7 protein-coding genes are annotated in these 13,240 nt (G+C 48.6%); 3 read left to right on the top strand and 4 right to left on the bottom strand.

Annotated features, from left to right (window positions below):
• The first annotated feature begins 55 nt into the window (after window positions 1–55).
• Together GK108_RS09510 and GK108_RS09515 are read left to right on the top strand one after the other, a co-directional pair.
• Window positions 56–3,622: a carboxypeptidase regulatory-like domain-containing protein gene (locus GK108_RS09510; RefSeq protein WP_163946424.1), complete on the top strand. Its 3,567-nt coding sequence runs from the start codon at window positions 56–58 to the stop codon at window positions 3,620–3,622.
• A gap of 52 nt (window positions 3,623–3,674) precedes the next feature.
• On the top strand, window positions 3,675–4,331 hold the full coding sequence (locus tag GK108_RS09515) for a PorT family protein (protein ID WP_163946429.1): 657 nt from the start codon (window positions 3,675–3,677) through the stop codon (window positions 4,329–4,331).
• Between the two features lie 123 nt (window positions 4,332–4,454).
• Here GK108_RS09515 and GK108_RS09520 read toward each other — a convergent pair whose 3' ends face one another.
• From GK108_RS09520 to GK108_RS09530, 3 genes are all read right to left on the bottom strand, one after another.
• Complete coding sequence (locus GK108_RS09520) at window positions 4,455–4,925, bottom strand: hypothetical protein (protein ID WP_163946432.1); 471 nt, start codon at window positions 4,923–4,925, stop codon at window positions 4,455–4,457.
• Window positions 4,926–5,103: 178 nt separating this feature from the next.
• The gene (locus tag GK108_RS09525; RefSeq protein ID WP_163946434.1) at window positions 5,104–5,613 is read right to left on the bottom strand and encodes a GNAT family N-acetyltransferase; all 510 of its coding nucleotides are present in this window, start codon (window positions 5,611–5,613) and stop codon (window positions 5,104–5,106) included.
• Between the two features lie 115 nt (window positions 5,614–5,728).
• Window positions 5,729–6,664: an NAD(P)/FAD-dependent oxidoreductase gene (locus GK108_RS09530; RefSeq protein WP_163946437.1), complete on the bottom strand. Its 936-nt coding sequence runs from the start codon at window positions 6,662–6,664 to the stop codon at window positions 5,729–5,731.
• Between the two features lie 253 nt (window positions 6,665–6,917).
• Between GK108_RS09530 and GK108_RS09535 the strand changes: the two genes are divergently transcribed.
• Complete coding sequence (locus tag GK108_RS09535; RefSeq protein ID WP_246224776.1) at window positions 6,918–12,263, top strand: fibronectin type III domain-containing protein; 5,346 nt, start codon at window positions 6,918–6,920, stop codon at window positions 12,261–12,263.
• Between the two features lie 6 nt (window positions 12,264–12,269).
• Here GK108_RS09535 and GK108_RS09540 read toward each other — a convergent pair whose 3' ends face one another.
• Window positions 12,270–13,196: a cation diffusion facilitator family transporter gene (locus GK108_RS09540; protein ID WP_163946446.1), complete on the bottom strand. Its 927-nt coding sequence runs from the start codon at window positions 13,194–13,196 to the stop codon at window positions 12,270–12,272.
• Window positions 13,197–13,240: the final 44 nt, after the last annotated feature.

Below are 13,240 nucleotides of genomic sequence, written 5' to 3' on the forward strand. Positions count from 1 at the left end.
ATAAGTAAAATGCTGATTTATGGCGCTTTAGAAAGCGACTGTTGACCCGTTTGCCATGATACGCTGGCTTCTCATCGTTGGTTTAGTAGCTGGCCTGATCGCTGGAGCCAATCAGCTTGTTTTGGCGCAGATAACAACAACGCTATCGGGTTACGTTGTCGATGCCGCTACGGGCAAGCCTATGCCGTTTGCCAATGTCTATCTGAATGGGTCGACGCGAGGTGCCTTAACCGATGAGAAGGGGCATTTTTCGTTGCCGAACGTACCGTTGGGCAACGTTGAAGTTGTGGCTTCGTTTTTGGGCTACCAGCCTGAACGGCGTACGCTACGCTTCGATGATGATCAGCCTAAGACCATTAATTTTCGTCTAAAACCCAGTGATCAGGTGCTGGCTGCGGTGACCGTTCGCGGTAATCTGAAAAAATGGCAGCGGCAACTCCGACAGTTCAAGAAACAGCTTCTTGGCGAACCGTTTGGTGGTCAATGCGAAATCATCAACAGCGATGTGCTCAGTTTTACGGAAGAGAACGGGCATTTAATCGCCACGGCAACAGAGCCGCTGGTTATTGAGAACCATGCGCTTGGCTATAAACTCTGGTATGATCTGATGCATTTCGATGGTACGTTCCAGAAAGTGTATTATGCAGGCTCAACGCGATTCGAAGAACTAAAACCGAACGATGAGCGGCAGGCAAACCGATTTCGCCGGAATCGAATGCGAGCTTATCTGGGTTCTACACGCCATCTGATGGCTAGTCTGATCGATAGTACGTATGAGCAGGAAGGTTTTCTGGTCTATCAGGAAAATATGACCGCTCCGGTTGCCCGAACACCAGCAGGACGTATCACGCTTGCCGGATCAGTGTCGCCTAAAGGGCATTTAATGCCGTTAACGATCAAAAACCTGATTCGGCCAGGGCGATTAGGGTTTGAGCGACTTTTGGTTTCGCATCTGCCATTGGTTGTTTTCTATACCCCTTCGGTATCCACCTATTCGCCGTATACGGATGCCCGTTATGCCTATACACAGATTAGATTGCCTAATGGTCAAATGCAATTGACCGCAGATGGAACCGTTACGTTGCCCTATGGTGCAGAAATTCAAGGTTCGCTGAGCGATGATCGCTTATCGACGATGCTCCCCGCCGACTGGAATCCCGATCAGGCGGATAAATCGTCGCCCACCGGCGAGTCTGTGATTACGCAGGGAAAACTCCTGCCACCCGATGCCCGACTAGGCCGAATTGCGACGGCATTTAAAGAGAAATTTCAAACCCTGGCACCAGCATTGTTTCTCCATATCGATAAGCCCGTGTATGCGACTGGCGACAGGATATGGTTAAGTGCTTATTTACTGGATGCCAATACAAATCGTCGGCCCGCAGGGGAAACGGCTATTCAGGTCGATCTGTTAACTAGCTCAGGAAGGCTGGTACAACACCAGTGGTTGAAAGTAGTGGATGGCCGGGCAACTGGTGATTTTCGGTTGTCTGATACGTTATCGGCGGGTACGTATCAAGTTCGGGCGTATACGGATGAGGATGATGGGCAGCACCGACCAGCCTTTAGTCGGCAAATTGCGGTCTATAATCTGTTGGAACGTCCTGCCACAGCTCGGGCCGATACGGTGAAGAAGCCGTTGGACATTCGGGTACTTCCAGAGGGAGGGCGCTGGGTGTCTGGCATTCCGGCCCGATTGGGGATCAAAGCGGTAGCGCCGGATGGATTAGGCCGGAAAGTTACCGGCCAGCTTATCGACGATTTGGGGGCAGAAGTGGCCCGGTTCACGACGAATGCGTTGGGAATCGGTAGTTTAGTGATGACGCCCGTTGCCGGGCGAACGTATCATGTGCAGGCGATTGCGTTGTCGGAACGCGTTCCTAACCTGGTTGGATCGGCTACGTTGCTACCCGCTGAGTCAGATGGATTAGTTTTTTCAGTCGATGCTGTCAGCGATAGTAGCCGGTTATGGGTTTCGGTAGCAGGAACTAATCGACCCAAACTGGATTCTGTGTACATCCTGATCCAGCAACAAGGCCATCTGGTAGATCAACGAAAAATTTTACTCCAGGATGGAATGGCACGCGTTAGTCTGTCGATGGCGATGCTCCCGGCCGGTGTCAATCAGATTACGTTATATGATGCCGCAGCGCGTCCGCAGGGCGAACGGCTGGTGTTTTTGCCGGAACACGTAACGCCCGTTCGGGTGTTGTTTTCGTTGAACAAACCCCGCTATCAGCCACGAGAGCGGGCGAGGCTGAGCATTACGCTGAACGATGATGGGTTACCCGCGTTAGCAGCCTTGTCGGCGTCGATAACCGATGCCGATCAGGTATCTGATGATACGGCTTCGGCTACGATTCGAACCCATTTACTGCTGACGGGTGAGTTACGGGGGCGGGTTGAACAGCCGAATCTGTATTTTACTGATAATTCCCCCGAAACCCGGCGTGCTCTGGACGATCTCCTGTTAACGCAGGGGTGGCGACGTGTGCATGGTACGCCCGAAACCGAACTACTGGGCGGAGTATCGATCAAGGGCCGAATATTGGACGCAAAAAACGTACCCCTGCCTGGCGCTCAGTTTATTCTGGCATCCACCAAAGAGGGAGAGTCGTTTGTGAAGTCGGCCGGAGCCGATGAGAAAGGGCGATTCCGGTTGGCTGGCCTGGCCATTGCCGATACCATGCGGCTGATTACACAGATCACGGATATACAGCTGAAGCCGATTATCAATGAGAAGGCCTATTTTGTGCTGGAAACGTCTGGCAGTACGTGGGATGCCGACACGCTCTTTGGGATGCCGGATTGGGCCGCTTTACGAGCACAACTGGACGCGATGCGCATTCGACAGGAGGAAAACGCGGATTTTTACCGCGACAAAACAATCAAAGTGCTGAAAGAAGTAACAGTTCGGGCCCGTAAAATCGATGAGCGACCGGATGATATTAAACGAAGAAGTTTACACGGGGAAGCAGATGCCACCCTGCTGTTTGATGATAAGTCTCCGCGATTTGCGAATTTATATGAAATGCTACGTGGTCGGCTGGCGGGCGTTACGGTTACTCAGTCTTCTTTAACGGGTAGCTATCAGGTGGTTGTTCGTGGAGCGGGCTCGTTCAGAAGTAGTCCGCAGCCTTTGTTTTTACTCGATGGAATGCCCATTCAGGATACGGATGGTACAGCGTTGCTTACCTTTAATCCAAATGATATTGAACGGATTGAATTGCTGAAAAATGCTTCAACATCCGGGATTTATGGTGTACGGGGTGGCAACGGAGTCATTGCCTTCTATTCAAAAGTATTTCGGCCTGGGCAGTCAGCCGAGAATAAAAAAACAGGGTCGAAAATCATACAACTAATTGGTTATCCATCCGTTCAGCGCGATTTTTACGTACCTCGTTATGAGGTGGCTCCAGGTGAGTCTCAGGTGGACATTACGTCCCGTATCGACCGGCGGGACGTAATGTACTGGAAACCGCTCATGCAAACAGATGGGCAGGGCAACTGCCAGCTACAGTTTCCGCTATCGGACGTAGTCCGAACGGTGCGAATAAGTGTGCAGGGGATCACAGCGGAAGGCCGTCCTGTTGTGGGATCAACGTTGCTACGTGTGCAGTGATTGATTAAAAATAGTAGTTTTATGAAGCAATCAGTAAAAGAAGTATCCAGCCATGAACAGTCCATTACTTGCAGCATTAATGAGTTGTCTGGTAGTTAGTACGCTCCAGGCACAGCCTTTTGAGAAGCCAGCCAATCGGTTTGGATTTGGCATTTTTGCCGGAGCTAACGCAGTTTATCCTATTATTAGAACGCAGTACCCATATCATTACAAATCTCAAATCAATGTATTAGCTGGAGTTGATCTCCAGTATCGTTTGAATAGCCGTTCCTCGTTGCATATGCAGCCATCCTGGACGCAGGTCAAAGACCTGAAACGTAACGATTATTCAGAAACTCCGGCGTTAAGTCTGAGTACACTGAAGCTGCCATTCCTGTATCGGAACTACTTTTTGCCGCATCGTAAACTCTTATTTTTCCAGATTGGAGGGAGCTACAACTATCTTATCGATGGCCAGTTTCGGGAGGAAATTATCATGAACTGTTTTATAGGGCCATGTCCAGTCTTATACAGCAATCTTAGCTCGTCAAATAAATCCGCACTAAGTGGTGTGGCAGGTCTGGGGCTTATGATTGATCTGCCCAAAGTCAGTATTCCGATTACCCTGAACTATGAGCGTTACGTTACTGGGTATCAATTCTCAACTGAGTATAACAGGGTTAAGGTAAAATCGGAGGGGTTTTCGATCACAACGGGCGTAAACTTCTAAAAAGGAACCTGCTTAAACCTTTATCGATAGATTTCCAATTGCGATTTTGTCCTGCGTCAGCAGGACAAAATCGCTGCCTATAATTTAGAACGTTTAAACAGTTTCAACGGTTGAAAAATACGTTTATAACGTAACGGTGCCGACCTGACTATAGCTAACCCGGCCATCTTGTAGCTGGGCATAGGCTCTAAAATAGTACGTTCCCTTAGCAGCACCGTTGACTCCGACAGAACTCGGTGACGCAGTGCCGCTTGCTTTAACAACCGAGCTGGTTCCCGATGGGTCGGCTAAGGAAGGTGTTTTATTGGTTAGGGAATAGCATACACCTAACTCGGTTATGGTCGTACGGGGCGCTGGGGTAACCGTGAACGTAAAGCTGATAACCGACCCTCGACCAGTTATTGTGAAGACATCAGTTGTTGGAACGCTCACAGCAGGTAAGTTCGAATTAGTTGGATCTATTTCTTTAGGCTCAAGATTCCATTTGGAACAACCGACCAGCAATGAGCAACTAACGACCAGAATCGTTGTGAGAAAAGAGGTGCTTGCGTAAGAGGTTCCAGTAACTCGGAGAGCATTAAGAACAGTAGCCATGTTTACAGATAGTTATGCTTTACTAAAATAACTATCCCAACCACGAACAGGTAAACCTTTTGAGTGATCGGTTGCTGACGGACAACGTAGCGATCCGCGTATGATACTGATTGACCATCTGGCTTTCTTAATCGCACACTACGCTACGAAAATGGAAGTCAGGAGCAGCACAAATCCGTTAAAACGTCATGACAAAAAACTGGCAGAGGAAGGTTTGACCAAACTCATGAATTTGACGTTGATACGTAGGCTGGAAACCATATTGTTGGTAATAGGCGACCAGTTTTGGCCGGATTGCATCGGTTTCGAGTTGTAATGTGTGAATCCCGTTTCGAAGACATTCGGCCCGGCAGAAATCGAGGATAGCCGCAAACAGATTTTGGCCGCCAAACTGCCGCCGGATCGCTAATTTGTGGATGAACCCCGACGTATGAGCGGGAGTATCGGGCCAGAAAAGAGGATCTTCCCACTGCAGAATAAATACGGCAGCGGGCTCAGGCGCCAAGCCGTCTTCCCGATCCGCATACATAACGTAGAGCTTGTCGCGCGTGAAGGAGTCAACCAGATTATCGAGGGTCAGCGTGTCAAGCTCCCATAATTCCTGCTCATTGTCGACGAGCCATTGGCCAACCTCGCGTAAGATGTCGATAGCCAGTTCGGGCTGATCGTTTCGGAACGAAAATTTCATGGGTGAAATCTATCACTTTTTTACCGGTTGAGAATGCTCAATTCGGTTTTTACATGATAGATTTCGCCACATGGCTACGTACCGTTTTGCTAGTTTAGCAGTAGGTATTCGTCAATTAATTTGCCGTCTGCGCCGATAAGGCCGCAATTTTTTCCTCGATGAGCGTTCTGTTGATCATAACCCCGGCCAGATTGCCTTTGGTAGCGGCTACGAGTACCTGACGCATCGGTGAGCTGTTGTCGCCCGCTGCATAAACGCCCGGAATGCTGGTTTCGCCAAAAGCCGAAACGCTGATATAACCTGGTTCGTCGATTTTGCAACCCAATCGCTGGGCTAAATCGCTGTGTTGTCGGAACGCTACCCGGCTGAACACGGCATCTAGTACATGGTCAGTCCCATCGGTAAAACGCAGCGTTTTTAATTGCCCATGCTGATGCTCGATTGCCGCGATTTCTTTTTCGATAATGGGAATATTGAGTGCTGCAATGATCTGCCGATGCTCGTCTGAAATAGTTGCCGGTCCGTTCGTAAAGAGCGTCATGTTGGGACTCCAATGCTGAATATGCCAGGCCATTTCATATGCAGTATCGCCATTAGCAATAATCCCCAACTGTTGGCCATGAACCTCATAACCGTGGCAGTAGGGGCAATGAAGCACCGAAATACCCCAGCACGCTGCAAAGCCTGGAATGGCTGGCATACTGTCTTCGACTCCCGTTGCCAGGATCAACTTTTTTGCGTCGAACTGTTGATCCGTAATTGTCCTGACGACAAAACCATCTACCGTTTTTTTCGCATCAATGACCCGATCGGCCAGAAACGAAACGGTTGGGTACTTTAGCAATTGTTCGCGGGCAACAGCCGCAATTTGGGCGGGTGTTTCACCGTCGCGAGTCAGAAAGCTATGGGAGTGCGGAGTCTGGCGGTTGCAGGGTTTTCCGCTGTCGATCACAAGAACCTTACGTAGTGAACGCCCTAGAATCAACGCGGCACTCAACCCCGCGTAACTTCCCCCGACAATGATTGCGTCGAATTGTTGTTCCTGTTCCATCCTGGTCGTGTTTTGTTTTATGTAGAATAAATAGTCTGTTTGTGCAACGGAGTTGCATTTACGAAGGTTCCTCTTAGCCGAAAGACGCATCATTTTAGTTGGAATAACAGGGTAAGTGGCAGAGTTGTCAGCTAGAAAAGTTTCAGGTAGTTGCCGGAAAAAAAATATAAAGTTGTATGTGTCTAATCGATGTGAATTAGTTGTAATATTCATCCTGATGATAGCTTTTTAGCTGAGTATATCCCACCCGTCTATGTATCTTCGTTACGTTACGTTCTTAGTTGTATTTTGTTGTATATGTATCAGCTCGGCAAACGCTGATTGTCTAGCACCCCAGTATCCGTATGTGTCAGAGATAAACCATCAGTCGGCTAGTTTATACTGGACATACGCGGGCAGTAACCAGCCTACGTATCAGGTGCAATGGCGTTCGGCTGGCAATGCGTCATGGCATATCGAGTCGCCCGTAAATACGACCTTGCTTTCGTTAACGGGACTAGTCAATAATACAGCCTACGAATGGCGAGTGCGGACTATTTGCGCAACGGGTGATACGTCGTCATTTTCCAGTTCGTCATCGTTTCAGACGAACTGTATAAAACCAGACTATCTGTCTACTAACCGAATCGATATACAGTCGACGGAGCTACGGTGGGGTGGATTTTATGGACCAGGAACGTATGAGGTACAATGGCGACCTGTTGGCGCTACTTCCTGGAATGTGATAGAAAATCTCGTTAATAGTTATGTTACGTTGGTTAGTCTGCCACTTGATACCTATTTTGAATGGCGGGTTCGCAAAGGTTGTGGTAATGGAGCTTACTCCGATTTTGTGAATGGTACGGTGTTCAATACGCCTTGTTTGAGTCCGCTGAATCTTTTTGCTGGAAATGTAGGCATAGATGCCGCAGAATTAATATGGACAAGTCAGGTATCGGGAACTCGCTTTGATTTACAATGGCGACAGGTGGGAGCCTCAACCTGGAATGTTGTCGAAAACATTTCAGGAACAGACTATACGATCAAAGGCCTCACCAATGAAACGACGTATGAATGGCAAGTGCGGTCAAGTTGCTCGGCTACGTCGAAGTCGGATTATACCAATATCCAAACCTTTCGAACGCGTTGTCCTGAACCTGCTAATTTGACGGTAAGTTCGGTAACGTATAACGATGCTACGTTAGAATGGCAATCGATAAGTCCGGTTAATCTGCAATGGCGGCAAGTAGGGGCTTCGGCCTGGAGCACAGCGTTGGGAGTGAGTCCAAATTATAGTTTAGGAGGTTTAATCAATAATACAAGCTATGAGTTACGGATTCAGACTGTTTGTGCGGGTGGTTCAGTGTCGGCTTATTCACCGATAAAAACGATAATGACGCGATGCGAACCTCCTTCATCCCCTTATGCTTACGCTGGTAGTAATGGGGTATTGCAGCTCTCCTGGTACAGTAATACGATCAGTTTGGTTGAGGTACAATGGCGAGTAGCTGGAACGCTAGACTGGCAGTCAAAGAAGGGTATTTCTGGTAGAGAATATACCATTACAGGGTTGACAGAGGGCATATTTTACGAATGGCGGGTTCGGTCAACGTGTTCTTCTACCGAATACTCTGAATTTGTGACCGGGCAATCCATGATTATCCCTTGCACAGCGGCTACGGTAGTACGTCAGGAGAATATGACAGATACCAGTATTGATCTGGTATGGAATGATACTGCACCGGGAACGTACGAAGTACAATGGCGGCTAGTAAATACAACTAACTGGGCAACCGTATCGGGCATTACTACAACCCGTTATAAGTTAACCGGATTAGCCAATAATTCATCGTATGAATGGCGTTTACGAAAAGCATGTTCGTCAACCTCACTTTCTGAATATACATACCCGACCAGTTTTACGATACGTTGTCAGCAGCCCGCATACTTCGCTAGTCAGAATGTGAGTTATTCTTCCGCAACCTTAACCTGGAATAGTGACTATTACTCCAATGGGCCTTATGAACTTCAATACCGACCTGCTGGGACTACTGGTTGGACTTCAGTTTTCAATCTGTCAATATCGTATTCACTAACTGGATTAGCGGGAAATACAACCTACGAATGGCGGGTTCGGTCAACGTGTTCGGCGGCTGATTTTTCGGCTATTCAAACATTTATTACACAATGCAATCAGCCAATCCTGGAAACGAGCGTCACAAATACTGATGTAAACTGGGCTGAGCTGCAATGGCATACTTCGGGCAATGCCAGGCAGTACGAGATTCAATACCGGGCTGTTACAAACACTGACTGGATTACTGTGCGACCAGACGGTAGTGAAATCGGCTCTGATTATGTCAGCCCAAAGCGATATACACTCTATGGCCTGCAGCCGGGGCAAACCTACGTCTGGCGTATACGGCTACGCTGTTCTGACTCTGTGTATTCCGATTTTGTGGACGGGGCCTCATTCACTACGTCCTGCACCATACCTATTTATCTGTACGGATCTCAGCTGGGGGGATCAACGTTGGTAATTTCCTGGAGTGGGCCAACTTTGTTATCGACTTATGAACTACAATGGCGGCAAGTGGGGGCTTCGGTTTGGAACGAAGTGAGTGGTATAACTGCTAAATCGTATCAGATTTCCGGTCTTCCTTCCGGTGCCAGCTATGAGTTTCGGGTTCGGCAGCTTTGTTCGGCGGGAGTCGTCAGCGAATTTTCGGCAATCAGAACCTATACATTGCTGTGTCATAACCCAACCGTTATAGCAACCACTACGTCGGCAACTTCTATCCGGCTTACCTGGTCGTATTGGGAGCTAAGTGATGCCGAGTCGGCCGCAAGGATACATGAGCTACGGTATCGGGTTGCGGGATCGGAAACATGGACGATCCTATCGGGTATAACTGGAAAAAGCTATTCGCTGACTGGGCTCGTAGCTGGCAGTATATACGAATATCAGGTAGTTTCGATCTGCGAATCAGGGATGTCACAAAACTATTTAGCGACTTATAGGCATTCACTAAGTTGTCCAGCCACGTTTCCTGGCGGTGTCAATGCGGGTAATACGTCGGCTGTGTTAACGTGGTTCGGCAGTCAGGAAAACGGCTATCGACTGCGCTGGCGTGTGGCCGGAACGCTACATTGGAACGAAAAAGCCGTACTGGATAAGACCTATGCCTTAACAGGTTTAACGAATAATACGCGCTATGAATGGAGTGTTGCTACGGACTGCGGGGGTGATTTTTTGTCCGATTTTTTGCCCATACAAACGTTTCAGACAGCGTGCGCTACCATTAACAGTGTATTCACAAACAGCATAGGGGCAAACCGGGCTCAACTTTACTGGTATGTAAATGGACTGCTATCAGAGGCTACCTTTACGGTACAATACCGAGTTAAGGGAGCGGTAGTCTGGTCGGAACGGACTGGTTTAACAGCCACGTCTTTATCACTGACAGGCCTGGCTAACAACAGTTTCTATGAAGCAAGAGTTAAAGTGTCTTGTGGAAATGAAGAGCTAATCTCCAGCATACTTACGTTTAAAACGGCTTGTGGAACTCCCTATAACTGGACTACATCCGTGATTACCTCGCAAACGGCGGGGATAGTCTGGGTCCCTAACGCAGACAACGCGCCTATTGACTTGCAATGGCGAAACGTAGACGATGGCCAGGACTGGCAGGAGGTTTCTAATCTGACGGGAGGGAGTTACATACTGACGGGATTGGCACCTGGTACTAACTATAGCTTTCGGGTACGTTCGGTATGCTCCCTGTCTGACCGAACAACCTGGGGATATCCGATCTCATTTTCAACGCTTTCTACTCCAAAACTGCTGAATGTGTCTGTCAATACCATTACAGCACAATCGGCTACTGTAAGTTGGGGCGACGAATCCATCAATGCAACCTACAGGGTGCAATGGCGAAAAGTCGACGGTAGCTGGGCTACAAGCGGGCCTATCACTACAAAAGTTTATATGCTTTCAAACCTGGAACTAAATACTAACTATGAAGTTCGGGTAGGTTATTTAGGCTCTGACAATGGAGTGACTTATGGTCCAGTTAGCTCATTTACAACCTATTGTTATCCGGTAGGGAGTTTGCAGGTAAGTATGATTACGTCGCAGTCCGCGCGTTTATCCTGGTTTACAAATTTCGATAGAACACCTGTTACTGTTCAGTGGCGAGTGATGGGCGTAACAGCCTGGAGTTCTGTATCGAGTGTGACTGCTGGAACTTATTCATTAACTGGCTTACAGGCAAACACTCTATATGAATGGCGAATTCAGACGCCTTGCTCAGAAAATACAAGTCAGACAACCTATTTATCGAGCTTCAGGACGGTATGTCAAATGCCAACAGGGCCGGAGGTGTTGTATGTAGCGTCAGGTGTGGCAACAGTGCGGTGGAGCGGAGTAGGTCCTGCCTACGCGATTCGCTATCGGGCGGTAGGAGAAGCTGGCTGGACAAGCATTAACAATGTAACATCTACGACTTATTCGTTAACAGGGTTACAAACGGGCACTACGTATGAATGGGCAGTTGCAACGGTTTGTGAATCAACAGGTACTACTATCTATACGAGCGCCCTGCGATTTACAGCCAGTTGCAGTCAACCTGAAAATTTGGATGTCTATACCTCTAGTCCAAACCGGGCGCAATTAACCTGGTCTGGATTAGAGTCGTCATATCTACTTCAGTATCGGCCTTTGGGAACTTCAGTATGGATTAGTGTACCAGCCATTACGTCTCCTTATATTCTTGGCGGACTCAGTATGGGAACTGAATATGAATGGCGGGTCCGGGCTAGTTGCTCAACGGATAGTGAAGAGGCATTTCGTAAGGGATATACATTTTCTGTGTCCTGTTGGGATGTATATTCCTCAGAAAAAACAGCCTCTCCGATCACATCCAGTAGTGCTTCCTTACTATGGACAGTAAAGCCTCTGATGAATTATCAACTTCGATGGCGGGCGCAGGGAGCGACGGCCTGGGCGTATGCCCCGACTGGTGTTACGTCGCCCTATACATTGACTGGATTGTCGAATAATTCACTGTATGAATGGCAGATCGCATCTGAATGTCAGCCTGATTTTGACCCTTCATCTGTTTTCCGGACAAGCTGCGATTCGCCGACAGCCCTTCAGGTCCAGAACATAACCTCGACTTCCAGCCAGCTTAAATGGAACAAGTCGGAGGAGAACGTAGCGTATGAGCTTCGATGGCGGCAAACAGGATCTTCGACCTGGCATACTGTTTCGGGAATTTCTAGTCTCAGTTATTCGCTGACTGGCCTGAACAGCAGCACGGGCTATGAATGGCAGGTACGTAGCCAATGTTCGGGTGGTTCTGATTTTCCAATAACCGCTACGTTCAAAACGGTTGATGATTGCCAGTTGGGAACCTATACTATACGGTCGGGAGACTGGAACGACCCGACTGTGTGGTCGTGTGGACGAATTCCGATAGCAACAGATCGTATTCAAATCAAACACACGATTTCAATACCCAATGGATTTTCGGCTACCATAGCTTCCGTCCGCTATGATACGGACGGAAAACTGATATTCGGTACTGGGGCAGGAATAAAAATAGCCGGTGGGCTGTAAAGTAGATCAACAGGCTTCTGCTTCGCAGTCATCCTCGGCGACGATCTCGGTTTCGAGGGTCGCGTGGCTGATGTTCTGATGTTCCAGACGATGGCGCGCATCGTGTTTCAGCGCGGCAACTTGTTCGTCGGTCAGGCCAGGTTTTAAGACCAGATGTGCCGTGAGTGCATTTTCGGTGGTGCTCATCGCCCATATGTGTACATGATGAACATCCTGAACACCAGAAACACCGCGCAAGTCGTTGATAACGGCAGTCGTATCAATCGTAGTAGGTACGCCATCGAGCGACAACCGTAAGCTGTCGTTTAGCAATTGCCAGGTAGATGCCAGAATGATAGCTGCTACAACCAATCCAATCACCGGATCGATCCAGGTCCAGCCGGTATTGCTGATCAGTATCCCCGCAATGACGACGCCCAGCGATACCAGCGCATCGGCTGCCAGATGAAGATAGGCGCCTTTGGCATTCAAATCGTGATCTTTATTCCGTAGAAAAAGTAAGGCAGAGCCCGCATTGACCAAAATGCCAACGCCCGCCACCCAGGCTACAGCTCCACCGGCTACTGGTTCGGGATGGCGAAACCGCTGGAGGCTTTCCCACAAAATAGCGCCTACAGTAACGAGCAGAATAACGGCATTCGTCAGTGAAGCTAAAACTGTACTTTTTCGGTAGCCGTACGTAAAGCCGGGCGTTTGCCGAACTTTGGCTAGACGGAAGGCCAGCAACGACAGTAGTAAACTCGCTACGTCACTTAGGTTGTGGCCTGCATCAGCCGTCAGAGCCAGGGAGTTGTAATAAAAACCCATCGCAAACTCAACGACTACGTAGAGCGTGTTCATGACGGCCCCGATAATCAACGCCTGATTAACAGACGTTAAAACGGTTGGGCCGTGGCTATGACCGGCGTGATTGTGCGAGTGATCGTGTGCCATATTTATTTGAGTAGCGTGGACTTCCAGTCCGCGTAGCCGCAGGC

The organism is Spirosoma terrae (assembly GCF_010435915.1).
In the GTDB taxonomy this organism is placed as follows: Bacteria; Bacteroidota; Bacteroidia; order Cytophagales; family Spirosomataceae; genus Spirosoma; species Spirosoma terrae.

Bases quoted from the DNA above. Each gene is read 5' to 3' on its own strand.
- GK108_RS09510 (WP_163946424.1), top strand. From the start codon at position 56: ATGATACGCTGGCTTCTCATCGTTGGTTTAGTAGCTGGCCTGATCGCT.
- GK108_RS09515 (WP_163946429.1), top strand. From the start codon at position 3,675: ATGAACAGTCCATTACTTGCAGCATTAATGAGTTGTCTGGTAGTTAGT.
- GK108_RS09520 (WP_163946432.1), bottom strand. From the start codon at position 4,925: ATGGCTACTGTTCTTAATGCTCTCCGAGTTACTGGAACCTCTTACGCA.
- GK108_RS09525 (WP_163946434.1), bottom strand. From the start codon at position 5,613: ATGAAATTTTCGTTCCGAAACGATCAGCCCGAACTGGCTATCGACATC.
- GK108_RS09530 (WP_163946437.1), bottom strand. From the start codon at position 6,664: ATGGAACAGGAACAACAATTCGACGCAATCATTGTCGGGGGAAGTTAC.
- GK108_RS09535 (WP_246224776.1), top strand. From the start codon at position 6,918: ATGTATCTTCGTTACGTTACGTTCTTAGTTGTATTTTGTTGTATATGT.
- GK108_RS09540 (WP_163946446.1), bottom strand. From the start codon at position 13,196: ATGGCACACGATCACTCGCACAATCACGCCGGTCATAGCCACGGCCCA.